The organism is Streptomyces sp. BJ20, from assembly GCF_022869105.1.
Lineage (GTDB): Bacteria > Actinomycetota > Actinomycetes > Streptomycetales > Streptomycetaceae > Streptomyces > Streptomyces griseoincarnatus.
Genome location: NZ_CP094918.1, coordinates 4,744,978 through 4,771,605, shown reverse-complemented (window position 1 = coordinate 4,771,605; position 26,628 = coordinate 4,744,978). Strand labels below are relative to the sequence as shown.

21 protein-coding genes are annotated in these 26,628 nt (G+C 72.2%); 10 read left to right on the top strand and 11 right to left on the bottom strand.

The genetic code is table 11. From position 1 onward, the window contains the following. Positions 1–45 precede the first annotated feature (45 nt). Both MTR79_RS21500 and MTR79_RS21495 read left to right on the top strand, forming a co-directional pair. Positions 46–2,163, top strand: coding sequence for a DUF4157 domain-containing protein (locus tag MTR79_RS21500; RefSeq protein ID WP_244791798.1), 2,118 nt, complete (start codon positions 46–48; stop codon positions 2,161–2,163). Positions 2,164–2,527: 364 nt separating this feature from the next. Continuing rightward, positions 2,528–4,246, top strand: a complete 1,719-nt coding sequence (locus MTR79_RS21495; protein ID WP_244791797.1) for a PE-PGRS family protein — start codon at positions 2,528–2,530, stop codon at positions 4,244–4,246. 11 nt (positions 4,247–4,257) lie between these two features. Here MTR79_RS21495 and MTR79_RS21490 read toward each other — a convergent pair whose 3' ends face one another. The 4 genes from MTR79_RS21490 to MTR79_RS21475 form a co-directional block, all read right to left on the bottom strand. Further along, positions 4,258–6,720, bottom strand: coding sequence for an ATP-binding protein (locus MTR79_RS21490; protein WP_244791796.1), 2,463 nt, complete (start codon positions 6,718–6,720; stop codon positions 4,258–4,260). After that, positions 6,717–7,421, bottom strand: coding sequence for a DUF4255 domain-containing protein (locus tag MTR79_RS21485; RefSeq protein WP_086701623.1), 705 nt, complete (start codon positions 7,419–7,421; stop codon positions 6,717–6,719). The genes MTR79_RS21490 and MTR79_RS21485 overlap by 4 nt, the downstream gene beginning before the upstream one ends. After that, the gene (locus tag MTR79_RS21480) at positions 7,418–10,660 is read right to left on the bottom strand and encodes a hypothetical protein (protein WP_244791795.1); all 3,243 of its coding nucleotides are present in this window, start codon (positions 10,658–10,660) and stop codon (positions 7,418–7,420) included. The genes MTR79_RS21485 and MTR79_RS21480 overlap by 4 nt, the downstream gene beginning before the upstream one ends. 221 nt (positions 10,661–10,881) lie before the next feature. Beyond that, positions 10,882–11,574, bottom strand: a complete 693-nt coding sequence (locus MTR79_RS21475) for a LuxR C-terminal-related transcriptional regulator (RefSeq protein WP_244791794.1) — start codon at positions 11,572–11,574, stop codon at positions 10,882–10,884. A gap of 285 nt (positions 11,575–11,859) precedes the next feature. On the opposite strand from MTR79_RS21475, the gene MTR79_RS21470 reads away from it, so the two are divergent. Further along, positions 11,860–13,143, top strand: coding sequence for a hydrolytic protein (locus MTR79_RS21470; protein ID WP_189364146.1), 1,284 nt, complete (start codon positions 11,860–11,862; stop codon positions 13,141–13,143). 313 nt (positions 13,144–13,456) lie between these two features. Here MTR79_RS21470 and MTR79_RS21465 read toward each other — a convergent pair whose 3' ends face one another. Together MTR79_RS21465 and MTR79_RS21460 are read right to left on the bottom strand one after the other, a co-directional pair. Continuing rightward, complete coding sequence (locus tag MTR79_RS21465) at positions 13,457–14,332, bottom strand: undecaprenyl-diphosphate phosphatase (RefSeq protein ID WP_244791793.1); 876 nt, start codon at positions 14,330–14,332, stop codon at positions 13,457–13,459. A gap of 164 nt (positions 14,333–14,496) precedes the next feature. Beyond that, positions 14,497–14,967 (bottom strand): helix-turn-helix domain-containing protein, encoded by a 471-nt coding sequence (locus MTR79_RS21460; protein ID WP_086701627.1) that lies wholly within the window; start codon positions 14,965–14,967, stop codon positions 14,497–14,499. 141 nt (positions 14,968–15,108) lie between these two features. Here MTR79_RS21460 and MTR79_RS21455 point away from each other — a divergent pair, with 141 nt between their 5' ends. Further along, positions 15,109–16,278, top strand: coding sequence for a thiolase family protein (locus MTR79_RS21455; protein ID WP_244791792.1), 1,170 nt, complete (start codon positions 15,109–15,111; stop codon positions 16,276–16,278). Between the two features lie 16 nt (positions 16,279–16,294). On the opposite strand, the gene MTR79_RS21450 is transcribed toward MTR79_RS21455, so the two are convergent. Next, a complete protein-coding gene (locus tag MTR79_RS21450) occupies positions 16,295–17,083 on the bottom strand; it encodes a TVP38/TMEM64 family protein (protein ID WP_086701630.1) in 789 nt (262 codons plus the stop codon). Between the two features lie 49 nt (positions 17,084–17,132). Here MTR79_RS21450 and MTR79_RS21445 point away from each other — a divergent pair, with 49 nt between their 5' ends. The 3 genes from MTR79_RS21445 to MTR79_RS21435 all read left to right on the top strand — a co-directional run bounded on the left by MTR79_RS21445 (position 17,133) and on the right by MTR79_RS21435 (position 20,253). Further along, positions 17,133–17,861, top strand: a complete 729-nt coding sequence (locus MTR79_RS21445) for a DNA alkylation repair protein (RefSeq protein ID WP_086701632.1) — start codon at positions 17,133–17,135, stop codon at positions 17,859–17,861. A gap of 324 nt (positions 17,862–18,185) precedes the next feature. Beyond that, positions 18,186–19,355, top strand: a complete 1,170-nt coding sequence (gene tuf / locus MTR79_RS21440; protein ID WP_244791791.1) for an elongation factor Tu — start codon at positions 18,186–18,188, stop codon at positions 19,353–19,355. Between the two features lie 52 nt (positions 19,356–19,407). Next, the gene (locus MTR79_RS21435; protein WP_244791790.1) at positions 19,408–20,253 is read left to right on the top strand and encodes a fused MFS/spermidine synthase; all 846 of its coding nucleotides are present in this window, start codon (positions 19,408–19,410) and stop codon (positions 20,251–20,253) included. Positions 20,254–20,566: 313 nt separating this feature from the next. Here MTR79_RS21435 and MTR79_RS21430 read toward each other — a convergent pair whose 3' ends face one another. From MTR79_RS21430 to MTR79_RS21420, 3 genes are all read right to left on the bottom strand, one after another. Continuing rightward, positions 20,567–21,853: an MFS transporter gene (locus MTR79_RS21430; RefSeq protein ID WP_086701636.1), complete on the bottom strand. Its 1,287-nt coding sequence runs from the start codon at positions 21,851–21,853 to the stop codon at positions 20,567–20,569. A 73-nt stretch (positions 21,854–21,926) separates the two neighbouring features. Further along, positions 21,927–22,937, bottom strand: coding sequence for a hypothetical protein (locus MTR79_RS21425; protein ID WP_086701637.1), 1,011 nt, complete (start codon positions 22,935–22,937; stop codon positions 21,927–21,929). A 159-nt stretch (positions 22,938–23,096) separates the two neighbouring features. Next, entirely contained in the window at positions 23,097–23,561 is a 465-nt protein-coding gene (locus tag MTR79_RS21420) for a cyclic nucleotide-binding domain-containing protein (RefSeq protein ID WP_244791789.1), read from the bottom strand. A 227-nt stretch (positions 23,562–23,788) separates the two neighbouring features. Here MTR79_RS21420 and MTR79_RS21415 point away from each other — a divergent pair, with 227 nt between their 5' ends. Beyond that, the gene (locus MTR79_RS21415; protein ID WP_189364108.1) at positions 23,789–24,436 is read left to right on the top strand and encodes a DedA family protein; all 648 of its coding nucleotides are present in this window, start codon (positions 23,789–23,791) and stop codon (positions 24,434–24,436) included. Positions 24,437–24,477: 41 nt separating this feature from the next. Here MTR79_RS21415 and MTR79_RS21410 read toward each other — a convergent pair whose 3' ends face one another. Then, positions 24,478–25,008, bottom strand: a complete 531-nt coding sequence (locus MTR79_RS21410) for a gamma carbonic anhydrase family protein (protein WP_086701642.1) — start codon at positions 25,006–25,008, stop codon at positions 24,478–24,480. A 106-nt stretch (positions 25,009–25,114) separates the two neighbouring features. Here MTR79_RS21410 and MTR79_RS21405 point away from each other — a divergent pair, with 106 nt between their 5' ends. Together MTR79_RS21405 and MTR79_RS21400 are read left to right on the top strand one after the other, a co-directional pair. After that, entirely contained in the window at positions 25,115–25,927 is an 813-nt protein-coding gene (locus MTR79_RS21405; protein ID WP_189364107.1) for an acyltransferase, read from the top strand. A gap of 85 nt (positions 25,928–26,012) precedes the next feature. Further along, positions 26,013–26,585: an XRE family transcriptional regulator gene (locus tag MTR79_RS21400; RefSeq protein WP_244791788.1), complete on the top strand. Its 573-nt coding sequence runs from the start codon at positions 26,013–26,015 to the stop codon at positions 26,583–26,585. The last annotated feature ends 43 nt before the right edge of the window (positions 26,586–26,628 follow it).

Below are 26,628 nucleotides of genomic sequence, written 5' to 3'. Positions count from 1 at the left end.
GTCCACTGGGTGCGCAGCAGGAGTGCGCCGACGAGGAGGCAGTAGATGCAGAGGGCCGGACGGCGCGTCGAGGGGACCGAAGCCGAGCAGCCGGTGCCCGGCACAGCCGCTGCCCGACGGGAGACGTCCTCGGCCGGCGCCGCCGTCCCGCCCCCGCTCACCGCCGACGTGCTGCGGGCGGCGCAGGGCAGCGCGGGCAACGCCGCGGTCACCGGCATGATCGCCCGCCGCGCCCGTCCCGCGCCCATGGCGGAGGCACGGATGGCCGAGGAACCGTGGCACGGCACCGGCCCGGACGAGCAGCCGGTGAAGCAGCCGGCGGTGCACGGCGTGCTGCGCTCGACCGGTCGGCCGCTGGACGGGCCGCTGCGCGCCGAGATGGAGGCTCGGCTCGGCACGGACTTCTCCGATGTCCGCGTGCACACGGACACCGAAGCACGGCGCTCGGCAGCGGAGGTCGGGGCACGGGCGTACACCTCCGGCAGCCATGTGGTCATCGGCGCGGGCGGCGGGGACAAGCACACGCTGGCGCATGAGTTGACGCATGTGATCCAGCAGCGCCAGGGCGCGGTGGCGGGAACCGACAACGGATCGGGCCTGAAGATCTCCGACCCGTCCGACCGCTTCGAGCGGGCGGCCGAGGCGAACGCCAAACAGGTGATGTCGGGCCCCGCCCCCGTTCAGCGGGAAGCCGAGCCTCCGCACCCGGCGCGCTCCGGCCACGTGGCCGCCGTCCAGCGCATGGAGACGGGCACCCCCGGTGGAGAGTCGCCCGGGGCGCAGCAGGAGTCCGCTGTCCCGGCGAGCGGCCGGCAGCAGTCCCAGGAAATCCCGGATGCCAAACGGGTGGGGCTCGAGATCGAGATCACCGTCGACATCCAGGAGATCTCCCAGGGCAGCAAGGGCAGCAGCTCCAAAGGCAAGGGCTCCTCCACACTCAAGAACGGCGACCTGCTGGCCGAATCCGAAGACAAAGAGCTAGGTATGCCCGTGATCAAGCTGGAGGTCGAAGGGGTGGACCGTGCGGCCGCGGATCCGAGCATCGAGGTGATCTACGGGCCGCTGCCGCGCGACGAGTACATGAAGGAATCCCATCAGACCGCCAGGCAGAAGCTCTTGGGCGCGTTCAGGAACGTGGCAGGGAAATCAGTCCCGCTCGTGGAAGTCATCACCGCGTACAACAGATCCCTCAAGGGAGAGGACGAGGGGCGATACACGCTAAATATGGCGGGAAAGGGCAGGCAGGTGAAAACGCTGCAGACGAAAGGTGTCAACCAGAACATGCAGACCAACATCTCCCTTCCCTACGCCAAGGTGGGCGCCGCCCCGCCACCGGCCGAGGAGCCGACGAATCGTGGCCGGGGTCGTGGCGTCGGGCGGGGCGGTGCCGGACGAGGTGCCGGACGGGGTGTCGGCCCGGCCGGGCGGGGCCGGGGCGGCCCTACTGGTCCCGCTTCCGCTTCGGCAAGCCGCGTCCGGGGAGACTTCGCCGGACTGTTCCATGAAAATGACCGTCAGAAAAGTATGTTCGAGGCCGCCCGCGCGGCGGCCAACACCATCGTCAGGGGCATCGACGACACCAGGGTGAATGGTCACCCCAATGTCGTCTCGTTGCTCACGCAGGTCCTTTTCCTGGAAGCGATGTATGTCCTGCACCGCATCACGAGAGGCGAGGAAAAGCCCAAGGACAAGCACCATTTCTATGTGATGTTGAAAGTGAGCCCTCAGGACGCCGTGATGACCATCCTCGACGAGGAGGAAGCGACGGGCCTGCGCGACTGGTTGGGCGGGGCCGCCGCGCAGCAGGAGTTGACCCGTGGGGCCTCCCAGGCCTTCGAGAAGGGCGGGTCAATGCCCAAGACCGTCAGGGTCGACGTCGCCGACCTGAGGACGGCCCTGGACACCCGGCTGAGGACGGACAGGCAGCAGCTGAGCAAGAAGGTCACGGAGAACAATTCCTCCCCGGTGTTCGACCAGCAGGACGCACCCGCCGGTGAGCTCCGGCACTTCCATCCGCGTCCCAGCAACCGCGAACCGGTCACCGTCCAGAACGGCGTCCACCACGTGGTGGTGGAGGAACGCTCCGCGAGCCACCCGCTCAACAACCCCGAGGGCCGCCCCGCCGACAAGATCAGGTTCATCAGGGATCTCCAGGAAGAGTGACACCCCATCGCCCATGGGACTCGAAGCGGACGAACAGTCAGCGGACGGGCTGCGCCTGCGGCAATGGTCCTGACCGGCGGAAGTTCGTGAAGGGGGCGGGCCATCGCCGGATGGCCGTTGTCACGCGGCCCTGCCTGTCGATGAGCGGGCGCAGGGCTGCGGTGGCCGATCGGTCCCGGCCCGGAAGGGCGGGCTCCAGTGGCCCGGGGCGGCCTGTGGATGCCCGCAGGTGCCCCGGCGCGGCCCCTGCGGCTCTTGAGCCGCAGCCGGGCAAGTTGAAGCCTGGCGCGCAGAGCGCACGGATAGGCGATAGCGGCACACGGGTCCGGGGCCGGGCGGTGTGACGAGTCGGAAGGAAACACGGATGTACGAACAGCGGCACGCCGACACCGAGCGGAGACGGCCGAGGACACCGGCGCGGGCCGTGCCCGCCCCGCGGGTCGCAGCGCCACCCGTCCGGGCGGACGGCCCGGGCCGGGTGAGCCCCGCCGAGGTGGCGGCGCTCCAGAGCGCGGCCGGCAACCAGGCGGCGACGGCGATCGTCCAGCGGACCCGGGACAGCGAGAGGGAAGCGGACGCCTCCGCGAGGGAGAGCGCGCTGCCGGCCGACGAGGCTGCCCTGCAGACCTCCCAGGACCCCGATGCGGTGATGGTCCGGCTCAGCGCGTCGATCGAGGCTCACACGCTCCAGAAGACACGGAAGTTCAACTTCTGGGAGCCGCACAAGAAGTGGCCGGAGGACTGGCTGCTGGAGGATACCCGGATGCGGTGGGTCCTGGAACGGCGGCTTGTCCTCGGGTTGGCCTTCCAGCAGGACGAACTCAGGGACATCGAGATCCTTTCGGCGAAGAGGCCGGGCTGGCTGAACACCGTGGGCATCGGCACCCTGGCAGAGGGCAGGCGGATCGCCGAGGGCAAGGACGCGAGCGGCAAGGACGAGGACAAGAGCGGCACGGGCAAGGGCAAGGCAGCGGAGCGGAAGCGCGCCGACTACTCGACCTGGCTGAAGCTCAGCCCGGGACGGCGTATCCTCGCCGCGACCCTCGCCTTCCAGACACAGGGGCCGGTCCCGGGAGCCTCCACGCCGACCAATCCGGCCTACACCCTGGGCCGGTTCATGCGGACCAACGGGCTGGCGCCCGACGATCCGGAACGGGTGAGGCTGGAGAACGAACGGAACGAGCAGATCCGGGAAACGGCCGTCGACACCCTGGTCCCGGACAGCCTGCGCGAGGAGCAGATGCACGAGTCCGCCGGCGAACACGCGACGGAGGAGATGAAAGGGCGGGACGACTTCGCCCGGAACATCCTCACCAACGTCCTGCTCATCCTGCGGCACGGTCTCCAGGTCGCGGGGAAGGACGGCAACTATGTCGACTACAGGGAGGGCGACGTCATCCGGGCGCTCGCCCACGGCGGACGCGTCAACATCCGCATCCCCGCCCTTCGCAAGGGGGAGAGCCCCCATCAGCTGCTCGATTTTCTCGGCGTCACCAAGGGAGGCACCCCGCACCAGCACACGATCAAGCGCGACTACGCCACGCACCGCTCATCCATCGGCAAGAACAAGGACGATGAGCCCGGCAGCTTCAAGGAGAAGGGCGGCGTCGGGGCGGCGCTGAAGAACAAGGTCTCGGAGTACACCCCCGGCATGACTGCCCCGGAGCTGCTGGGGGTCAACTTCTCGGGTGGCGGCTTCGGAACCAAGGACTGGAACGGCGACGTCGTCCTGCCGAACGGCTCCTACGGCCACATGCTCCTGGTGTTCACCGCGCCGACCGGTGACAAGGACGGCGCGCTGCTGGTCGGCATCGAGACGGTGGCGCCCGGCGCCCGCAGCCCGGTCGGCTATCACCACGGCATCAGGTCCACGGAGGCGACCGCCAACCCCGAGTCCGTGCTGCACGGCCACAAGCCGGACAAGATCGGTAACACGAGGGCGGAACTGGGGAAGATGGGTGGGCAGGACTGGCACGGCTTCCTCCAGACGATCAAGCGGGACTGGGCGGACAAGCTGGAGGCAGCCAAGGACGCCGCCCAGAAGCGGAAGCTGTACGAGGAACTGGTCGGCCCGCGGCCGTAGGAGTCCGCCTCTCAGGCGCCGACGGCGTCCGCCGTGTACGGCCCGAACTCGCTCTCCAGGACCAGTCGTCCGAGCTTGCGGTACTCCTGCGCGACCGCCGTCACCACCTGCCGCATGGTGAGCGGCCCGCCGGACTCCGCGGCGAGGTAGGCCGCGGTGACCGCGCAGGCCCTGATGGAGCCGCCGGCGAGTTCGAAGCGGTCCGCGCAGAAGGCGAGGTCCAGGTCGTCGGCGCGGGGCATCAGGTCGCCCAGGCAGCGGTCCCACAGGGCGAGGCGGTGGCCCGCGTCGGGCACGGGAAAGTCGGCCACGACGTCCAGGCGGCGGGTGAACGCCTCGTCCAGGTTGGCCCGCAGGTTGGTGGTGAGCACCGCGATGCCGTCGAACGACTCCATGCGCTGGAGCAGATACGCCGACTCGATGTTGGCGTGCCGGTCGTGGGCGTCCTTCACCTCCGACCGCTTGCCGAAGATCGCGTCGGCCTCGTCGAAGAGCAGCACCGCGTTGACCGCGGACGCCTCGGTGAAGATCCGCTCCAGGTTCTTCTCGGTCTCGCCGATGTACTTGTCCACGACTGTGGACAAGTCCACCACATACAGATCCATGCCCAGGTCCGCGGCGACGACCTCCGCGGACATGGTCTTGCCGGTGCCCGACTCGCCCGCGAACAGCGCGATCACACCGCGTCCCCGGCCTCCGCCGGGCCGCATCCCCCACTGCCCGAGCACCTGCTCGCGATGGCGGGCACGCAGCGCCAGCTCCCGCAGCCGCCGGTGGGTGGTGGGCGGCAGCACCAGGTCGTCCCACCCGACGCCCGGTTCCACCCGCCGGGCCAGCCGGTCCAGCCCCGCACCGTTCTGAGCGCGTACGGCGGCCCGCACATCGTCAGGACGAACCGGCCGTCCCGCGAGGACAGCCGTACGCACCGCCACGTCAGCAGCCCGACGCAACTGCCCCGCGTCCAGCCGATGCGCGGCAACAGCCAACGCCAACTCCTCGACGTCACCGGTCGCGACGCCGTCCCCGACGGCACGGGCAACCGCACCGGCCCCGCCGACCGTGACACCATTCCCACCGACTCCGCCAAGCACGTTGACATCGCTTGCCGCGGCATCTTCGCCACCTCCGGCAAGCGCGCCGGCATCGCCGACCGCGACACCCTCCCCGACGGCTCGAGCGAACGCGCCGGCGTCGCCCGTCACGGAACCGATACCGGCGGCCCGGGCCAGGCGGCCGGTCGTGGGACTGTCACCGTCGGTCCGCGGCAGGCGGCCGTCCGTGGAACCGTCACCGGCGGTGCGCGCGAGGTGGCCCGGCGTGGAATCGTCACCGGCGGTGCGAGTGGACCCAGCGACGCCGCCGGTTGCCGAGCCGTCACCCGCCGCCCGTTCAAGGGCGTGACGCCAGCGTGCGGCCTGGCGTTCGGGGGAGGGGGCCGGGACGGTGAGGGCGACGGGGGTATCGGCCGCCCACTCCGGGGCCCAGCCGCCGGTGCCGTGGGTGAAGAGGGGGATCCCGCGCAGCGCCGCGCACAGCGCCCAGAGCGTACGGGCCCGTTCGGCGGGTTCCGCGGGCAGTGCCTCCAGAGGGCCGAGGAGGACCCCGGCGCCGGTCAGCCGGGCTTCGCGGGCGACCACCCGGGCCAGCTCCGGCACCTCGGCCGGGCGCCGGGCGAGCGCCACGGCGTCCAGGGCGAGCGGGCGCAGCCCGGCCGTGTGCAGGGCGGCGGCGGCGAGTCCCTCGGCGTCACCGCCGCGGCTGCGCAGATGGACCAGACCGACGCCGGTCATGGCCGCGGCAGCCGCGAGGTGGACGTCCGCCTCCTGTGCCGTCGGGTCCTCTCGTGCCTCGCCGAGCACCCCGGCGAGCCGGTCGTCTGGCTGCGCGCTGCCCAGCAGGTGCCCGGTGACCCGGTCAGGGACCACCAGAACCCGGGACAGCGGCGGCCGTTCCGGCTCGGTGACCTGCACCAGTCCGCCCTCGATCAGTGGCGCTCCGGGGGCGAGCCGGAACCGGGCGGGTGCCGTGCCGGAGAGCCCGCACAGCTCCAGGGCGAGCCCGACCGTGGGCCGGCGGCGTGTCAGGTCGTCGTTGAGATAGCCGTAGAGCCGCTCGAACCGCGCGTCCAGATCCGGCGCCATCGCGACCAGGAGCAGGTCCAGATCCAGCTCGGACAGTCCGAACCGCCGTGCCAGTCCGTCGAGTACGGAACCGGCCGGCGGCTGCCAGGGCTCCTCCCCGGGTACGTCGAGACCGCCCTGCTCGTCCAGGATTCGCGCCGCCGCCTCGGGCGTGAGGTACTGCCCCCGGTACGGGTCCTCAGGATCCGGATCCTTGGCCTGCCGCGCCCCCACGGCCTGCCGCACCCGCTCCTCGACCGCCCGAAGTCGCGTCCACAGGGGGGCGATGGCGGCAGGGAGGGGGTCGTCGACGGCGAGGTGGGCCACGCCGTCCGGTTCTGCTGTGTACGTCACGGCCGGCGGTCCCCCCGGCGGCGTCGGGCCGGGGCCTCGCCCCGTTCGCGTGGGCCGGCGAAGCCGTCGTGGCCCGGGTCGCTGACCTCCTTGTAGCGCAGCCGGCGGCCCGGTGTCGCTTCCGCGCCCTCGCGTGCGGCGGCGGAGCGGACGACGAGGCCCTCGGTGACCATCGGAGCGGTGACCCTGCTGATCCCGGCGAGCGGTGCGCGCACGCGCAGGCCGAGCGAGGCCTTCAGTTCGCCGCCGAGCGCCGACCACACATCGGACGCGGCCGGTGCGTCGAGCGCGGCCCCGCCGGCGTCCAGCCCGACAGTGAGGCCGAGTTCGGCGAGCGTGCCGGTGAGCAGCCGCGCGGGCACCGTGTCCGTGGCCACCAGCGTGCCGAGCACCTGCGAGAGCAGCCGGTGCTCGTCCTGCGGTCGGCTCGTCCACGCCGTGACCATGTACGACAGCCAGAACCAGCGCGGCGGGGAGCGCCGCGCCACCAGGAACCCGTCCTCGTCGTACACCTCCCCGGCGCCGGTGCCGCGCCGGGCGGCGTCCTCACGGATGTCGTACAGGAAGACGCAGACCGTCGGGGCGCTGCGGCGCGCCGCCCAGTCCCGGGTGGGGGCGTCGAAGACCACCTCGACGCCCGATGCCTCCAGACCGGACTCGCCGAGCAGTCGCCGCAGCCCCTCGTCGACCTCGTGGATCACCGGCGGGTCACCTCGCCGGGCGGCTGCACGTTGCCGGCGACCACCAGGAAGTCGGTCTTCACCGGCGAGAACCCGGGACCGCCGGCGGTGATGGTGCGCGGTCCGGTCTGGTCCTTGGCGAGGATGAGCAGCTGGCCGATGAACGTGCCGTCCCGTTTCGGAATGGTCGGCGCCGCCGCCGCGGTGATCCCCGGGTTCCACTTGAACCGCACCGGCACGCCCGGCGGGAAGTCCTTGCCGCGCACCGAGGTGACGAAGCCGGGCTTGCCGATCTCCGGCACCGCGATGATGCGCGGCTGCAGGATCCGCAGCCGTTCCCGGGCGGTGTTGTCGTTCCTGTCGGCGTCCGTCCCGGTGGTGGTGAGGATGCCGACCGCCTGGCCCGTCGTCGCCTTCTTGGGGCTGAGGACCACCCGTACGACCGTGCTCGCGCCCGGCCTCAGGTCCGGCAGCGCACACACCCAGGAGGCGTCGCAGCCCGCCTGCGGCCCGCTGTTCGGTATGCCCCTGGGCAGGACGATCTGCAGCCGCAGCCCGGTCGCCAGCGCGTTGCGGCCGTTGCGCACGGTGTACGTCACCACGACGCGCCCGCCCACATGGCCGGGGTTCGGCTGGGCGTTGACACGCACGCCGGGTCCGGCCTTCGGCTCCTCCGGCTCCGGGGGCACGGTGGGCGGCGTGGTCGTGGGCGGCGCGCTGGTGGGCGGCGCCGGCGTCGGTGTCGGAGTGGGGCTCGGGCTCGGCGGGGGCGGCGTGTCCTCCTCGACCACCGGCACGACGGTCCGGCCCGTGTTGTCGGTGGGCTCCGGGTCCAGGACCGTACCGGTGACCGACCAGTCGATCGGCGCGTCGCCGGGCGTGACTCCGGTGAGAGTGACCTCCATGGGCTCGGTCGTGCCGGGCTCCACCACGCCGATGTCGCACTGGAGGGAGGCGGCGTCGCAGGTGCCCCCGGGATAGGTGATCCCGGTGATCTGCACGCCGGGCGGCGGGGCGATGGTCAGCGTCGTGCCGGGAGAGGCAGCGGGACCGTTGTTGACCACGTCGACGGTGACCGTGCCGGAGTCGCCGACGGCGACCTCCGGCGTGGTACCGGGCGCCTCGAGGGCGAGGTCCACGGACCGCTGGACGGCGGGTTCCTTCTGCCGGCCCGGGAAATCGGTGGTGAGCGGGGTGATCTCGCCCGACTCGACGTTCAGGACGCTCAGCTTCTCGGGGCTGTTGACCGCGCCCTCGGCGCGGGAGCTGAACACCAGGCTCTTGCCATCGGCCGTCCACGCGGCGTCGCGAGGCTGGAAGGGGCCGGTGGCCGAGGTGTCCGGCAGCTCCCGGCCGCAGGCGCCGGGGAGGTCGATGAGGGAGGCGGGCAGCAGCACCTGGCAGTTGTCGCCCGACAGGGACGACAGGAGCAGGCCGTTTCGTTCGCCGACCGCGCCGCCGCCGTTCTTGCGGTTGTAGGCGATGCTGAGTCCGTCCGGGGAGAATGCCGGGCTGTCGTCGATGACTTCGCAGTCGCCCGGACAGTTGGTGGCGCTCAGGTCGGTCTGCCGGCCCAGGTTGTTCACCGGCACGGTCCAGACGTGCTTGTTGCCGCCGCCCCCGTTGATCTCCATGTTGCGGGTGAAGGCCAGGGTGGTGCCGTCGGAGGACCAGGTGGGCTGGGCGTCCTGGCCCTGGAGCTGCCCGGCCGGCGGGGTGATCTCTCCGGTGATCGCACCGGTGGCGGCGTCGGCGAGGAGGATGCGGCTGGGTCCCGCGCCCTCACCGACGCCGCCCGGCGAAGTCCGGGTGAAGGCAAGGAACTTGCCGTCCGGGGAGTACGTCGGGTCGGTGTCCCAGTCCGTCGCGCCGCGTCCCGCGAGCGGCATGGGCGCCGCGTTGGCGCCGTCGGCGTCCACCATCCAGATCCGCTCGACGCGTTGGCCGTCGACGGTCTCGAAGCGGGTGACGACGATCCGGCGGCCGTCAGGCGTGTAGTTCTGCCGCTCGGTCCACGGGTCGAACCCGTCCCGGGGCTGGAACAGCGGGTCCTTGGCGGGATCGGTGTTGGTGTCGGCCTCCGGGTCCTCGTTGAGGATCGTGAGCCCGAGGTCACGGGGGTCGGACCCGTCCGCCCGGGCGTCCTGCAGCGTCACCACGTGCGCGCCGGAGAGCGCATCGGTACGGGTTCCGGGGTCTTGCGCGGTGGTGCGCTCCACCACCACGCCGCCTCCGTCGTTCGGGCCGAGCCAGGTGGGCGAGAGGACCTCCCGGTCCTCGTTGAGCACCAGCACCGGTTCCTGGTCGCTGTGTGCGGTCGAACTGAACACGTGGTCGTAGGTGCCCTCACAGGTGCAGGTGACCTCGGGGCTCAGGAACACCACCCCGTCCCCGTCGGGCTTCCACGCTGCCCCGTGGGCACGCCAGTCTGCGTACGTGGGCCCGAACAGCGGCTCGTCGGCCGTCCCGTTCGCTATCCGCAGCCGGGGCTGCGACTGCCCGTCGACGGTGGTGGTGGCGGTGTACGCGATCCAGTCCCGGTTGACGTCGTCGTTCACCGGGTTCCACGCCGGCTCGGTGGCGGCGCCGTTCGCGGGATCGGTGATCCGGGTTTCGGTGCCGCCCGCCAGGGGCCGTACGTAGATCTGCGCTCCGGCCGACGCGTCGCTGTCACTGGAGTACGCGATCCGCTGCCCGTCCGGGGAGACCGTCGGGTCCTCCTCGTTCGCGGGGGTGTCGGTGAGCTGCGTCAGGCCGGTGCCGTCGGTGCGTACCTGCCACAGGTCGCGCTGCGTCCCGCCGCCGACGCCGCTCGCCTCGGCGGAGTCGAACAGCACGGACCGGCCGTCCGGGGCCAGTTGGGGGTGCGCCGCGTCCATGCCGCTGGTGAGCTTGCGTACCGAACCGTCGGCTGCCCGCAGATAGATCTGCGGTTTCCTCTCGTCACGGCGGCTCGCGAAGACCATCCGGTCGCCGACGGCGGACGGCTGGGTGTCGTAGTGGGCCGGGCCCGCCCCGAACAGCGGTGCGCTGACGTTCTCCTTGGGGTCGGAGGTGGGGGAGGTGACCCTGCCGAGACTGCGGTGCCGGGTACCGGCGTACGCGACCCGGGCGTCCGCGGCGGCGGCCACCGCCTTCGCCTGCGGCTCGGCGCTGCCCGGTCCTGCGGCCGCCGTCACGCCGAGCAGCGGGACCAGCAGCAGCAGCGACACCCCGAGTCTCCCCAGGCGGTACCGCCCGCCGGGGCCAGCGGTTTCCATCACGGTCCCCTTCGCAGTCTGGTGCGGCATCTGGATGTGCCCCCGCCACTGTGCGCCGCCCCGGTGCGGGGCGGCAGGGCGGTGGGGACGTACCCGGGGGAAACGTGGGGTGCGCTTTCGGGCAGCGCCGGGTTCCCGGAGGTCGCCGGACAGAGTTCGCACGAACCCGTGTCAGCCGGTACGTCGGGTCCATTGGCCGTACCAACCAGTCGACCGCCCCGTCAGATCAGCCCGTTGCGCAGGGCGTAGCCCACCGCGTGGGCCCGGTTGCGCAGTTGCAGTCGCGTGATGATCTCATGCAGGACGTTCTTGACGGTCCGTTCCGAGTACGCGGTCTTGCGCGCGATCTCCGCCGTGTCCAGGCCCTCCGACACCAGGCGCAGCATGTCCGCCTCGCGGGTGGTCAGCGTGGACAGGGACAGGCCCCCGGGGTCGAGTACCGAGCGCTGGAGGTTGCCCACGTGGGAGAGCAGCTTGCCGAGCAGGTCGCCGGGCAGTACTCCCTCTCCGTTGGCTATCGCCAGTACCAGGCTCAGGAGCCGGTCCTGTTCGGCCTCGGCGCGCCGCAGCACCGCCGCCACTCCGCACTCGATGACGCGTTGCAGCGCGCCGGCTCCGAGCGTGCCTATCACCAGGCCGGTTCGGGTGGCGTTGTTGTGCCGCAGCCGGTGCAGCAGGGCGACCACGTCGTCGCCGACGTTGTCGACGACCACCAGCGACACCTCGGCCCGTTCCGCGTCGGCGTCGTCGACCAGGTCGACCTCGGGGCGCTGGCGTAACTGGTGGACGATGCCCACGCGCAGCACCGGATCGGCGGCGTAGACGGCGACGGTCACCCGGTCCGGACGGCCGGCTCGGGACGTCCGATGGGCGGCTTTCGCCTGGGCGGGCTCATGTGACGTGGTGTCGGACATGGCAGGGCTGGTCTCCTCTGCACCTGACATCGGTGGCTACCTGTTCCAGAGTTCGTGGGGGCAAGGGCGGTTCCAGGACGAGGCGACCACCGGTGGGCGGCGCGCGGGATCCGGCGCGCCGCATCAACGAGCCACCGGTACGAAGTGGTTGGCATCAGGATGCCGGGCAACGTCACTGCCCGGCTGTTGCCCTCGCGTTCCTCGTGGGACTCCGGGGCACACTTCTACCGTGGTGGCGTGACGCCTTCTGCAGCCTCTTCCGGTCCGGGTGCGCCCGGCCTCGACATTCCGGCCGTGACGGTGACGCCGGGCGAGATCGCCACGACCATTCTGACCGTCCGCAACGACAGTGACATCGTCGAGGCGTACAACCTGGAGGTCGTCGGGGACTGCGCCCCCTGGACCACCGTGGAACCGGCCCGGGTCTCGCTCTATCCCGGCACCTCCGAAACGGTGACGCTCCGTCTGGCACCGCCACGCTCCCCGGAGATCCGGGCCGGCGAAAGGCCCCTCGGCGTGCGGGTTCTGCCGACCGAGCACCCCGAGTCGGTACGCGTCCTCGAAACCACCGTGCACATCGAGGCGTTCCACGAACTGCAGACCGAGCTGGCCCCGCGCCGACGCCGCGGCTGGCTGCGCGGCCGCTACAAGCTGGTGGTGCGCAACCAGGGCAACACTCCGGTGCAGGTGGGCTTCACGCCCGGTCAGGCGGGCGAGGAACTCGGGTTCGCCTTCACCCCGGCGCAGCCGAAGCTGGAGCCCGGTGAGTCGACCGAGGTCGGGCTGCGGGTCCGTACGGCCAAGCCGGTGTGGTTCGGCGCCCCGGTGGTGTGGCCGTTCACGGTGGACACCGCCGAGACCGGTGACGAGGAGCAGTCCCGGTGGGACGAGCCCGCCGCCCGGCCGCCGCTGGAAGCGGAGTTCGTCCAGATCCCGATCTTCCCGCGATGGCTGCTGATTCTGCTGGCGGCGCTGCTCGCGCTGCTGCTCGCCTGGTTCGCACTGGTGCGTCCCGTGGTGAAGAGCGCCGCCAAGGAAGCCGCCGAGGAAGCGGTCCAGCAGGGTCCCACGCCCGCCGGGGCACAGCGTCCGGGCGCCGAGACCGGCGGCGGTTCGGACTCCGAGCCGGGCGGCAGGGAGTCGGGCGCACCGGCCGGATCGGGCGGTGGGCTCGATGGCGCCTCGGGCGAGGAGGGCGTCACGGGCACCAGCGGCCAGCACTCGGAGACCATCGACGTGCAGTTGGCCGCCGGGGAGACCAAGTCCCGTAGCTACAAGGTGCCGAAGGACAGTGTCTTCGGGGTCACGGACGCCGTCGTCGCCAACTTCCAGGGTGACGAAGGGGTGTTGACCTTCAGCTTCGGCGACCGCAAGATCACCACCATCGCGCTGGAGACCTTCCGTAACCAGGACTACCACTGGGTGACCCCCATCAAGATCGCCGAAAACGACACCGTGACGATCAGCGTGACCTGCGCCAAGCCTGGTACGCCCGCGACCGGTCGTCAGGCTCAGGGGTGCCACGAGGTCCTGAACGTGAGCGGAATTCTCAGCAGCACCAAGGAATGAACCGGACCCCCGATTCACTGACATTGTCGATCGCCCCTGGCGTTCCCTGTAAAGAGTTGGATCTCCCTCCGTCCGGAAATGACCAACCCGGGTCCGAAACTGGACCCGGGTTAATCCGTTCGGTCAGGTCACCCCGCGCTGGCGCCCGTTCTCGGCCCGTCCCGCTCCCAGGCGGGCCTCCTCTGCACGGAAGGGCCCGCACGGCAAGCCGTGCGGGCCCTTCCGTGTCATCCCTTGGTGGGAGATGATCACGGCGTGATGCTGCAATCAGGCGCTGGGAAATGCTGGACGGCGCTACATCTGTGGCCCGGGTTCAGCCGCCGGATTCGCCCGCGTGCGGGCTCAGGACACCCGTCGCCACCAGGGCGACGATGACAATGCCGAGCGCGATCCGGTACCAGACGAACGGCATGAAGCTTTTGGTCGAGATGAACTTCATGAACCACGCGATCACCGCGTACCCGGTGATGAACGCGATCACCGTGGCGAAGAGCGTCGGCCCCCAGGAGACGTGCCCGCCGTCCGCCGCGTCCTTCAGCTCGAACAGGCCGGAGGCGAGCACGGCGGGGATGGCGAGCAGGAACGAGTAACGGGCGGCGGCCTCGCGCCGGTAGCCCATGAACAGGCCGCCGCTGATGGTGGCCCCGGAGCGGGAGACGCCCGGGATCAGGGCCAGCGCCTGGCACACGCCGTAGATGAGGCCGTCACGGAACGTCAGGTCGGCCAGCTCCTTGCGGGGCGCCGCCACCCGGTGCCGGCCGCCGCTCTCGGCGCGCGCCGCGAGCCGGTCGGCGACGCCCAGGACGATGCCCATGCCGATCAGCATCGCCGCCGTCAGCCGCAGATCGCGGAACGGGCCCTCGATCTGGTCCTTGAGCGTCACCCCGAGCGCGCCGATCGGGATCGAGCCGACGACGACCAGCCAGCCCATGCGCGCGTCCTGGTCCCGGCGCATCTCCTTGTCGGTGAGCGAACGGGTCCACGCGGACAGGATGCGCCCGATGTCCTTGCGGAAGTAGATCAGCACAGCGGTCTCCGTGCCGATCTGTGTGATCGCGGTGAAGGCGGCGCCGGGGTCCTCCCAGCCGGAGAAGGCCGCGGTCAGCCGCAGATGCGCGCTGGAGGAGACGGGCAGGAACTCGGTCAGACCCTGGACGAGGCCGAGGATCAGGGATTCGAACCAAGACATGGGGCAGTGGGATCCAAGTGCCGATCGCGGAAAGGTCGAAGGGCACACCCCCACCGCCGGCTGCGGTGCTGTCGATCATCGGGCGCGCCGATGGCGAACTGTAGCGTCCGGAGATGAAGCCTCGGCGAAGGTCCGGTGGCCCGCCGCGTCCGTACGGGTGACGCTCAGGCGGCGGCGGGGCCGCGCACCGTCCAGCCGGGGGCCTGGGGGTGCGCGGTGAGGTCCTGGTGACGTGCCTCCTCGCCGCAGGCCCGGCAGGTGACGACCGGCACGAACTCGTCGCCGCAGTGGTGCTCGAGCTTCATCGGCGTGCCGCTGTCGGCCCGGAGATGCCGGTCGCCCCACTCCTTCAGCGTCCACAGCACGGGCTCCAGTTCGAGACCGGCCCGGGTGGGCCGGTACTCGAAGCGCTGCGGGCGCTCGCTGTACGGGCGCTTGGTGAGGATCCCGGCGTCGACCAGGCGCCGCAGCCGGGTGGCCAGGATGTCGCGCGGCGCGCCGATGTTGCGCACGAGCTGGTCGAAGCGGCCGTTGCCGAGGCACACCTCGCGCAGCACGAGCAGGGAGTACTTCTCGCCCACGAGTGCGAGCGCGTCGGCGACGGAGCAGGGGCGCGGGTCTTTGGAGGCGGCCATGGGGTCAGTTTACGGGCACCACCGATAAAGGTTTGATTTTCCAACCTGCCGCGTTATGGTGAGTTCGGATTTCCTACTCACCGGTAGCAGCGCCCCGGTGGCATCCCGTCCTGACCCGGTCCGGCCAAGGAGGCCCGCACCATGCGTGACGCAGTCATCGTGGAAGCCGTACGCACCCCCGTCGGGAAGGGCAAGCCCAACGGCGCCCTCGCCCACGTCCACCCCGTCGAACTGCTCGCCCACATCCTGCGCACCCTCGTCGCACGCTCCGGCGTGGACCCCGAGCTCATCGACGACGTCATCGGCGGCACCGTCGACCAGGTCGGCGAGCAGGCCATGAACACCACCCGCTACGCCGCCCTCTCCGCCGGACTGCCCGAGTCCGTGCCCGCCACCACCGTCGACCGCCAGTGCGGCTCCTCCCAGCAGGCCGTGCACTTCGCCGCCCAGGGCGTCATCTCCGGCGCGTACGACATCGCCGTCGCCTGCGGTGTGGAGTCGATGAGCCGGGTGCCGATGTGGTCCAACGTTCCCGAGGGCAAGGACCCGTTCGGCCCCGGGATCGCCGCGCGCCACCCGGAAGGGCTCGTCCCGCAGGGCATCAGCGCCGAACTCATCGCCGCCAAGTGGTCGATCACCCGCGAGCAGATGGACGCCTTCGCCGTGACCTCGCACCGCCGGGCCGCCACGGCCTGGGACGCCGGGCTGTTCGACGCCGAGGTGGCGCCCCTGGAGGGCGTCACCCGCGACGAGTGCGTACGGCCGGACACCAGCACCGAGGTCCTCGCCGGGCTCCGGCCCGCCTATCACGACCCGCATTTCGCCGAGCGCTTCCCGCAGATCGAGTGGAACGTCACCGCCGGCAACGCAAGCCCCGTCAACGACGGCGCGTCCGCCGTCCTCGTCATGGCGGGGGAGACGGCCGCCAGGCTCGGCCTGCGTCCTCTCGCCCGGCTGCACAGCTTCGCCGTCACCGGCTCCGACCCGCTGCTGATGCTCACCGGCGTCGTCCCGGCCACCGAGAAGGTGCTGCGCCGGGCCGGGCTCTCCCTCGACGACATCGACCTGTTCGAGGTCAACGAGGCGTTCTCCAGCGTGGTCCTCGCCTGGCAGCAGGAGACCGGCGCCGACCTCGGCAAGGTCAACGTGCACGGCGGTGCCATCGCCCTCGGCCATCCGCTCGGCGCGAGCGGTACCCGGCTGACGACCACCCTGGTCCACGCCATGCAGGAGCGCGGCGCGCGCTACGCCCTGCAGACCATGTGCGAGGCCGGCGGGCTCGCCAACGCGATGATCCTGGAGCGGACCTGACGGACCGCCCCCGCCGCTACCCGGCGCGCAGCCGGTGCCGCTTGCGCCACGCCACGACCGCGCCGGCGAGACCCGGCACGGCGATGCAGGCCAGCGCGATCAGGAAGGCCGGGGACGTCGGGGTGGAGGCACGGGCGCCCGCCACCACGTAGGCGGCGGTGTTCGGGATCGAGCCGAGCGCCGTCGCCAGCAGGAACGGCAGCAGGCCCATCCGGGAGACCGAGGCGCAGTAGTTGGCGGCGGCGAACGGGATGCCGGGGAACAGCCGCGCCGCCAGCATCGACCGGAAACCGTGCCGGCTCAGCTGGTGGTCCGCGGCCTTCAGCCAGCGCCCACGCAGCAGCGGACGCAGCGCCTCCTGGCCGAGCACCCGGCCCAGGCAGAACGCGAGACCCGCGCCCAGCACCGTCCCGCCCAGCGCCGCCACCAGCCCGAACTGGGAGCCGAACAACGCCCCCGCGGCCAGGTTCAGCAGCGGGCGCGGCACGAACGCCACCGTGCACGCCCCGTACGCCACCGCGTAGGCGACGACGCCCACGGCACCGCCGAGCTGGGCCGGCAGGCCCTCGGTCAGCAGCTGCTGCGGCTCCAGCACCACCATGACCACCGCCGCCGAGGCGAGCAGCACGACCAGCAGGGACAGCCGGGACCACGGTGACAGCAGGACTCTCGCGCACCGCCCGGCGAAACCGGGAGCGGGCGCGAGAACGGGAGCGGCCGTGGGGACGGCGACCGCGAGGTCGGACGAGCCGGCCCGGGGACGGGCCGTGGCGGTGCCCCCAGAGCGGTTGGTGGCATCGAGCATCCGGTGACACTAACCGACATGTGTGCGAGATCGCCGTAGTGTGCGTCTCATGCGCGTCACAGAAGACGGTCCGCCGCCGCCGCGGGTGCCGGACAGCACGCTGGCCGACACGGTGGTGGAGCGGCTCGTCGCAGCGTACGCGGCCGCCGCCGATCCCGTCGCGGCCGACGCCATGCGGGCCTACATGAAGGACGTCGCACCCTTCCTGGGACTGAAGACCCCGGTGCGCCGCGCCCTGTCCCGCACCGTCGAGGCCGGACTGCCCCGCCCGTCCGAGGCCGACTGCACCGCGGTCGCGCTGCGCTGCTGGAAGCTGCCCGCGCGGGAGTACCACTACTTCGCCGTCGACTACCTGCGCCGGCACGTGCGGCGGTGCTCCTCCGGCTTCCTGCCCGTGACCCGGCACCTCGTCACCGCCGTGCCCTGGTGGGACACCGTCGACCTGCTCGCCGCGCACGTCGTCGGGACGCTCGTCGCCGCCGACCCCGCGCTCACCGCCGAGATGGACCGGTGGAGCGCCGACGACGACAAGTGGCTCGTACGCACCGCGCTGCTGCACCAGCTCCGCTTCAAGGAACGCACCGACGCCGAGCGTCTCTTCGGCTACTGCCTGCGCCAGTCCGGCCACCCCGACTTCTTCGTCCGCAAGGCCATCGGCTGGGCCCTGCGCGAGTACGCCAAGACCGACCCGGACGCGGTACGCGACTTCGTCGCCCGCGAGGGCGGCCGGTTCGCGCCGCTGTCCGTGCGGGAGGCGCTGAGGAACATCGGGGCGTGAGCGGTGCGCGCCGCTGAAGTGCAGGGCGTACTTCCGCTTCGCGGAAAATGAGTCGACGCGCCACGCGGCGTCGGCGAGGATCGACGTCATGTTCCGGTACGCCTTCCTCCTCGCAGCATCCGCCGTCGCGGATGCCCCGAAGGCTGCCGTCACCGTTCTCCTCGCCGCAGTCGACGGCGCCCGAAGCTGACCCTCCCCGGATTGCCCGGCGGACCCCGCAGGGGGAGGGTCGGCCGGATTCCCGGGGTCCCCGTCCCGGCCGCGCGCCCTCCGCCGCGCCCGGGGCCTGACGCGTCATCACCTGAGAGGCTTCCAGGTACCGCCATGTCCAAGACGGCGTACATCCGCACCAAACCGCACCTCAACATCGGCACGATGGGCCACGTCGACCACGGCAAGACCACCCTGACCGCCGCCATCACCAAGGTCCTCGCCGAGCGGGGCGCCGGCACCTTCGTGCCGTTCGACCGCATCGACCGGGCCCCGGAGGAGGCCGCCCGCGGCATCACCATCAACATCGCGCACGTCGAGTACGAGACCGGCACCCGGCACTACGCGCACGTCGACATGCCCGGCCACGCCGACTACGTGAAGAACATGGTCACCGGCGCCGCCCAGCTCGACGGGGCGATCCTCGTCGTCTCCGCGCTGGACGGGATCATGCCGCAGACCGCCGAGCACGTGCTGCTCGCCCGCCAGGTCGGCGTCGACCACATCGTCGTCGCGCTCAACAAGGCCGACGCGGGCGACGAGGAGCTGACCGACCTGGTCGAACTGGAGGTACGCGAGCTGCTCACCGCGCACGGCTACGGCGGTGACGCGGCGCCCGTCGTCCGGGTGTCCGGGCTCAAGGCGCTGGAGGGCGACCCGCGGTGGACCGCGTCGATCGAGGCGCTGCTCGACGCGGTCGACACCTATGTGCCCGTGCCGGAGAGGTATCTGGACGCGCCGTTCCTGCTGCCGGTGGAGAACGTGCTCACCATCACCGGGCGCGGCACCGTCGTCACCGGCGCGGTGGAGCGCGGCACGGTCCGGGTCGGCGACAAGGTGCAGGTCCTCGGCGCGGACACCGAGACCGTCGTGACCGGTCTGGAGACCTTCGGCAAGCCCATGGAGGAGGCGCAGGCCGGGGACAACGTGGCGCTGCTGCTGCGCGGGGTGCCGCGCGACGCGGTGCGGCGCGGACACGTGGTGGCCGCGCCGGGCAGTGTGACGCCCAGCCGGCGGTTCACGGCGCGGCTGTACGTGCTGTCCTCCTGTGAGGGCGGCCGGACGACACCGCTGTCGACCGGGTACCGGCCGCAGTTCTACATCCGCACGGCGGACGTCGTCGGGATCGTCGACCTCGGCGAGGCGGCGATGGCGCGGCCCGGGGACACGGTGACCGTCACCGTGGAGCTCGGGCGCGACGTACCCCTCGAGCCGGGGCTCGGCTTCGCCGTCCGCGAGGGCGGGCGCACGGTCGGGGCCGGGACGGTGACGGAGGTCGTGTGAGCCCCTGACACGGTCCGGCGGTGGCGCGGCGGCGCGGCGGCACAATGGGACGGTGAACGAGCCCCTCCCCGTGTCCCGCGCCGTCGGCCACGGCACCGCCAAGCTGATGCCCGACGTCGACCGGGAACGGGCCTGGCTGCTGACGGTCGACGGCGCCCCGCAGTCCTACGTCGACCTGGACGAGCCGACGCACCTGGAGTTCGAGTACGCGCGGCGGCTGGGACACGTGCTCGACGTGGCCGGCGAGCCCGGGGCTCCGCTGGACGCGGTGCATCTCGGGGGCGGGGCGATGACGTTGCCCCGGTACCTGGCCGCCACCCGGCCGGGGTCACGTCAGGACGTGGTCGAGGCCGATGCGGGGCTGGCCGCGCTGGTCGCCGAGCATCTGCCGTTGCCGGCGGGGGTCGGTGTCGTCGTGCACACGGTCGACGCGCGTGCGTGGCTGGAGGCCGCCCCCGACGACAGCGCGGATGTCGTGGTCGCGGACGTCTTCGGGGGGTCGCAGGTGCCGGCGCACCTGACCACCGTCGGGTACGTCGACGAGGTCGCGCGGGTGTTGCGGGGCGGCGGGGTGTACCTCGCCAATCTGGCGGACGCGGCGCCGTTCGCGTTTCTGCGGTCGCAGGTGGCGACGGTCGCTGTGCGGTTCGCGGAGGTGGTGCTGGTCGCCGAGCCGGCGGTGCTGCGGGGGCGGCGGTTCGGGAACGTGGTCCTGGCGGCCTCCGACCGCGCGTTGGACGTGGAGGCGTTGACCCGGGCGGTCGCGGGGGACCCGTTTCCGGCGCGGGTGCGGCAGGGGGAGGCCTTGCGGCGTCTGATGGGGGACGCGGTGCCGGTGCAGGAGGCGACGGCGGTGCCGTCACCGCTGCCGCCCTCGGGGGCGTTCGCGATCGGTTAGGGATCGGCTGCGGCGCCGTGGTGGGCGTTCGCGCAGTTCCCCGCGCCCCTTGGGGGAGTGACGGTCGCTGGTCGGGTGCGGCGCCGTAGCGGGCGTTCGCGCAGTTCCCCGCGCCCCTTTCAGGGTGACGGAGGGGCCGCATCCTCAGGGGTGCGGGGAACTGTGCGCTCAGCCTCGGCCGGGCGGCAGTGACGTGGACTGCGGGTCCGTCGTGCTTGCTCGCGCAGTTCCCCGCGCCCCCTTTCGGGGCGACGGAGGGGCCGCATCCTCAGGGGTGCGGGGAACTGTGCGGTCCGCCCCCACCGGGCCGCGGCTACCCGACGGCCGTCCCGTCCCCGACCTGCTCCTGGGCGCCCTGCACGGCGCCCGCGACCTGCTTCGTGCGGCGGCGCAGATTGCGGACGTCCGGGACCGTCAGAACCGCTGCCGTCACGACGACGACCAGCGCCGCGCACCCCCACAACGCCTCCGGGCGGCCGAACGCCGTCTCCGCCGGCCCCGCTAGGGCCATCGCCGCCGGGACGAGCGCGACCGACCCGAACCAGTCGTACGCGGACACCCGGGACAGCTTCTCCTCCGGTATCTCCTGGTGCAGCGCCGTCATCCAGGAGACGCCGAAGACCTCCACCGACAGCCCCGTCAGGAACATCACCGCGCACAGCACCACCACCGGCACGGGCACCGCGAGCGCCGCGGACGGCAGGGCCAGCGGGAACACGCACAGGGTGCCCACCAGCAGCAGACGGCGCGGCTGCCAGCGCGTCATCAGCAGCGCGCCCGCCACCGTGCCACCGCCGAAGAACGCCAGCGCGACGCCCCAGGGGGCCGGCCCGCCCAGGTGGTCGCGGGCGACCAGCGGACCGTAGACCGCGTCCGCCGCGCCGACGACCGCGTTGGCTATGGAGAACTGCACGACGATGCCCCACAGCCACGGCCGGCCGGTGAACTCCCGCCAGCCGTCCCGCAGATCGGCGAGCATGCCGCCGCCCGGCTCGCGCGGCGGGATGTGCTTCACGTCGAGGAACGCCCGCAGCACCGCCGCGACCGCGAAGGCCGCCGCGTCCACCGCCAGCACCCAGCCGGGCCCGATCGCGGCGACCATCGCCCCGCCGAGCGCGGCGCCGCCCAGGGTCGCCCCGTGCATCGCCATACGGAACACGGCGAACGCGCGGCCGGCCTGTTCGCCGTCGACGGAGGACAGCAGCATGCCCTCGGCGGCGGGGTTGAAGAACGCCTGCCCGGCGCCGCCCAGTCCGCTGAGCAGCATCATCTGCCACAGCTGCGGCTCACCCACGAGGACCAGCGCGGCGAACGCGGCCTGCGAGGCGCAGTTCAGGACGTTGGCCGCGACCATCACCCGGTGCCGCGGCAGCCGGTCCGCGACGGCGCCGCCGACCAGCAGGAACAGCACGAGCGGCAGGGTGCGGGCGGCGGCCACCAGACCCACGTCCCCGCCGTCGCCGCCCGCGCCCAGCACGGCGAACGCGGCGGCGATCAGCGCGCCGTGGCTGCCCAGGTTGGTCACCACGGCGGAGGCGGTCAGCAGCGTGTAGTTGCGGCCGGCCCAGGCGGGGCGGCGGCGGACGGCGGAGGTCGGCACCCGGTGACTATCGCCGGGAGGGGGCCGACTTGCCAAATGGGTTCCGGGCCCGCACACGCGCGGGCCCGGCCCGTCACGACTCCGTCGGCGGTTCCTCGGTCAGCCGGACCGTGCTGAGGATCTTCTGCACGGTCGCCTCGGGGATCTCCTCCTTCACACCCGCCGCGCCGTACAGGTTCCAGGTGACGAAGTCGCCCGCGCCGTTCTTGAACCCGAACGTGATCGCCTTGCCCTCGCTGTCGCACTTGCCCTTCTGCGGCGTGCCCTCCGAGTGCGCCGTGGCCACGTGCCCGGTGATCCCGGACTTCGTGGTGTACGGCTTCGGGGCGTCGAACTTCACGCTCTTCTTGTCGGGCTGCGTGTAACCGCCGAAGATCCACCACGGCACGCGGGTCTCGGCGGCCTGCTTGGTGTCCTTCGCGCCGTTCTCACCACGGGTGCCGGCGGTGGCGAGCGCGGTGTCCTCGGTGCGGCCGTCCTTGTTCTCGTCCTCGGTGCACCACTTGGACTTCAGGTAGGCGGGGGCGGTGACGGTGGTGCGGCCCATCTCACCGTCCTTCTCCTCCCATTCGAAGCCCACGGAGGTGCCCGGCGACTCGATCTCCCAGTCGCCCGGGACGTCGAACTTGGTGCCGAAGCGGGTGTTCACGACGACCTGCCAGCCCGGGATCGTCGCCTTCTCGCCCTCGCCGCCGCGCGGGTTGCCCCCCGAGGCCGAGGGGGCCGGGTCGGCGGAGGCGTCCTCGGACGCGGTCGCGCTCGGCTTGGTGGGCTTCTTGCCGTCCGCCTCGTCGTCCTTGTCGCCGCCGAGCACCAGGAAACCGGTCACGCCGGCCGCCACGACCACCGCCGTCGCCGCGATGATCGCCACCAGCTTCGTGCGGTTCCCGCCACCGCCGCCGTCACCCGGCTGCGGCATGCCCACGGTGGACGGCTCGCCCCACTGCGGCTGCTGCTGGTACGGGTTCGGCTGCTGGTAGCCGGGTTGCTGGTACGGATTCGGCTGCTGGTACCCCGGCTGCTGGTACGGGTTGTTCGACTGCGGGTTCTGCTCGCCCCCGGGCGGCTGCTGTCCTGGCCACATGGGCAGCCACCCTAGCCGCGCCCTGACACGATTCGGTCACTGCCCTTTGACGGGGACGTAGCAAGCGCGGGGCCCACGGGTCGCGGGCCCGGACAGGAGGAAGGGGCTCACCGGTCCCACGGGCGACCGGTGAGCCCCCGACGGCATGGGCGGCCTCCCTCACCCGGCCACGCCGGCGCCGTACGGACCGAACAGGTCGAGCAGCCGGATCCGGGCCGAATGCAGCCGGTGGGCCACCACCTCGCCCACCCAGCGGGTCACCTCACGGCCCAGTTCCGCGTCCTCGTCGCACAGGGCGAGGACGGAAGCGGCGTCGAACTCGTACGCCCGCACCGGGGTGGCCGCCTCGGCGCCCAGGTGCCAGACGTGCGGACGGAACAGCCACGACCAGCCGACCAGCTCGTTGTGCCCGAGCCGCTCGATGGTGACGGGCCGGCGGCCCGGCACCCGCATGTCCAGCTCCACGGTGCCGGTCCGGATCACCCAGAACCGGTCCGCCCGGCCGCCCTCCTCGAACAGCCGGGTCCCTTGCGGGAAGGACACCTCGCGCGCGGCGGCCATGAGCCGCTCCCGGTGCTCTGCGGGCAGGGCACGCGGCAGGCTGGGGGACGGGGGAGCGAACATGGCGGGCCTCCCGGATGCGAGCTGTGGGCGTCGCCGGGGTCTCCACCGGCTGCTTCCAGAGTCCGCCCGTCCGCCGCCCGCGCGCATGGGCCGACCGGCCCGGGTGGCGCGGCATACGGCCCTTACCGGACGGCTCACCCCGACCCGGTAGGCTTCCCGACCGTGCCCCCGACGGGGCGGCACCCACGCGCACGGAACACGGCATCGGCGGACCGGAGGAAGAGGCGTTGCACGTCCAGGAATGGCTCGGGACCGTACCCGCGGTCGCCGTGTACGCGCTGGTGGGGACCGTCATCGGGCTGGAGAGCCTGGGCATCCCGCTGCCCGGCGAGATCATCCTGGTCTCCTCGGCGCTGCTGGCCTCCCAGCACGGCGACATCGACCCGGTGGTCCTCGGCGCGTGCGCCACCGCCGGCGCGATCATCGGCGACTCGATCGGCTACGCGATCGGCCGTAAGGGCGGGCGGCCGCTGCTGGGCTGGCTGGGCGGGAAGTTCCCCCGCCACTTCAGCGAGGCGCACATCGCGACCGCCGAGCGGTCCTTCCAGAAGTGGGGCATGTGGGCGGTCTTCTTCGGCCGCTTCGTCGCCCTGCTGCGGATCTTCGCGGGCCCGCTCGCGGGTGTGCTGCGCATGCCCTACTGGAAGTTCCTGACCGCCAACGTCCTCGGCGGCATCCTGTGGGCGGGCGGCACGACGGCGGTCATCTACTACGTGGGGATCGTCGCGGAGTCCTGGCTGAAGCGGTTCTCCTGGCTGGGGCTGGTGGCGGCCGTCCTGATCGGCGTGACGTCGATGCTGGTGCTGAGGCGCAAGGCGAACAACACGGCGTCCGCCGCGGAACCGACGCCCACTCCGGCGCCGGTGGGCGACTGACGTACGCCGTTGCGGTCGACCGCCGGGTGCGGGACCGTGTTTCAGCCCCCGTGCTGATCCCGGTGCGCCGTCGCAAGCTCCGCGTACATCGTGCCGTTGAGGGTCAGCCCCTCCCGTTCCTCCCGCGTCAGCTCCCGCCGCACCTTCGCCGGGACACCCGCGACCAGGGAGCCCGGCGGCACCCGCATCCCCTGCGGCACCAGCGCCTGCGCGGCGACCAACGAGCCCGCGCCGATCACCGCGCCGTTCAGCACCGTCGCGCCCATGCCGATCAGGCAGTCGTCCTCCACGGTCGCCCCGTGCACCACCGCGTTGTGGCCGACGGACACCCGCTCGCCCACGCTCACCGGGAACCCCGGGTCGGCGTGCAGCGTGCAGTTGTCCTGCACGTTGCTGCTCGCGCCCACGGTGATCGACTCCACGTCGCCGCGCAGCACCGCGCCGTACCAGACGCTCGCCCCGGCGTGCAGCGTCACGTCACCGATCACGCTCGCCGTGGGCGCCACGAACGCCCCCTCGTCGATCCGCGGCTCCCTGCCGCCGATGCCGGTGATCAGAGCCTGGTGCGTCATCGTCGCCTCCTAGTCGAACGTCGGGGGAACGGTACGCCACCCGGTGGGGTGAAGATCACAGGGGCGTCGGCCCGTACCCGTCGCGCCCGCGGACTACGGTGAGCGGGTGCCGAAGCGCAAGAACACGTTCTCGTCCTGGCCGCGCCGCCTCGCCCAGCGCGCGGTCCACGCGGGCTGGGCCTGGGCGCAGCGCACGGGCTCGGTGACCGCCGAGCACCCCGGCCGCTTCCGCTTCGGCGCGATGGGAACAGGTACCAGACTGGCCTTCCCGCTCGGCACCGTCTTCGGCGAACCCTGGATCCGCATCGGCTCCCACTGCATCGTCGGCGAGCAGGTCACCCTCACCGCGGGACTGATGCCCGGTCTCGACCTCGGCGCCGAGCCGATCCTGCGCATCGGCGACGGCGTCGTCCTCGGCCGCGGCAGCCACGTCATCGCCGACACCACCGTGACCATCGGCAGCGACTGCTATTTCGGGCCGTACGTCTACGTCACCTCCACCAACCACTCCTACGACGACCCGCACGAGCCCATCGGCAAGCAGTGGCCGCGGATGGAGCCGGTGGAGATCGGCCCCGGCTGCTGGATCGGCACCGGCGCGGTGATCCTGCCGGGCGCCCGCGTCGGGCGGAACGTGGTGGTGGCCGCGGGCGCGGTCGTCCGGGGCGAGGTGCCGGACCACTCCGTCGTCGCCGGCGCGCCCGCCCGGGTCGTACGCCGCTGGACGCCCGACGAGGGCTGGCAGCCGCCGCTGCGCACCCCGCCGCCCGTGCCGCTTCCCGACGACGTCACGCCCGACCAGCTGCGGGCGCTGTCGCGGCTCGACGAGGAGAGCGTGGCCCGCCTCGCGGAGCTGGACGAGGCCGAGCTGGACGCGCACGGCGCCGCGCGGCTGGCCGAGATGGAGCCCGGCGCCTGACGGCCGCGCCGTACCCGCACCGGCCTCGCAGTACAGTGCGGTGAACCACCGGGTGCATCATCCGGACAGTCGAAACGGACGGAACGTGGCGGACCTCGACCTGCTGACCCGGTCCCTGGCGCGCAACGTCAAGCGCTGGCGCACCGAGCGCGGCTTCACCCTGGACATGCTCGCGGCTCGTGCGGGCGTCAGCCGCGGCATGCTCATCCAGATCGAGCAGGCCCGCACCAACCCGAGCATCGGCACGATCGTCAAGATCGGCGACGCGCTCGGCGTCAGCGTGCCCACGCTGCTCGACTACGAGCGGGGCCCGAACGTCCGTATCGTCCCCGCCGACCGCACGGTCCGCCTGTGGCAGACCGAACGCGGCAGCTACAGCCGGCTGCTGACCGGCACCGAGGCGCTCGGCCCGCTGGAGATGTGGGAGTGGCGGCTGATGCCGGGGGAGAGCAGCGACTCCGACCCGCACCCCGAGGGCACGGTCGAACTCGTCCATGTCACGGCCGGGGAGCTGACCCTCACGGTCGACGGGGAGGAGCACCGGGTGCCGGCCGGCGCCAGCGCCTCCTTCGAGGCCAACGCGCCCCACGTGTACGGCAACGCGGGCGACGGGCCGGTCGAGATGATCATGACGGTGTCGGTGCCGCCCGCGCAGTGAGACGCGCTCCGGGCACCGACCCGCCCGCTGTTACCGTGCCGCC

Coding starts and splice junctions, on each gene's coding strand:
- MTR79_RS21480 (WP_244791795.1), bottom strand. CDS start 10,660: ATGGAAACCGCTGGCCCCGGCGGGCGGTACCGCCTGGGGAGACTCGGG.
- MTR79_RS21425 (WP_086701637.1), bottom strand. CDS start 22,937: ATGTGGCCAGGACAGCAGCCGCCCGGGGGCGAGCAGAACCCGCAGTCG.
- MTR79_RS21410 (WP_086701642.1), bottom strand. CDS start 25,008: ATGACGCACCAGGCTCTGATCACCGGCATCGGCGGCAGGGAGCCGCGG.
- MTR79_RS21465 (WP_244791793.1), bottom strand. CDS start 14,332: ATGTCTTGGTTCGAATCCCTGATCCTCGGCCTCGTCCAGGGTCTGACC.
- MTR79_RS21445 (WP_086701632.1), top strand. CDS start 17,133: ATGCGCGTCACAGAAGACGGTCCGCCGCCGCCGCGGGTGCCGGACAGC.
- MTR79_RS21475 (WP_244791794.1), bottom strand. CDS start 11,574: ATGTCCGACACCACGTCACATGAGCCCGCCCAGGCGAAAGCCGCCCAT.
- MTR79_RS21495 (WP_244791797.1), top strand. CDS start 2,528: ATGTACGAACAGCGGCACGCCGACACCGAGCGGAGACGGCCGAGGACA.
- MTR79_RS21460 (WP_086701627.1), bottom strand. CDS start 14,967: ATGGCCGCCTCCAAAGACCCGCGCCCCTGCTCCGTCGCCGACGCGCTC.
- tuf (WP_244791791.1), top strand. CDS start 18,186: ATGTCCAAGACGGCGTACATCCGCACCAAACCGCACCTCAACATCGGC.
- MTR79_RS21450 (WP_086701630.1), bottom strand. CDS start 17,083: ATGCTCGATGCCACCAACCGCTCTGGGGGCACCGCCACGGCCCGTCCC.
- MTR79_RS21455 (WP_244791792.1), top strand. CDS start 15,109: ATGCGTGACGCAGTCATCGTGGAAGCCGTACGCACCCCCGTCGGGAAG.
- MTR79_RS21500 (WP_244791798.1), top strand. CDS start 46: ATGCAGAGGGCCGGACGGCGCGTCGAGGGGACCGAAGCCGAGCAGCCG.
- MTR79_RS21420 (WP_244791789.1), bottom strand. CDS start 23,561: ATGTTCGCTCCCCCGTCCCCCAGCCTGCCGCGTGCCCTGCCCGCAGAG.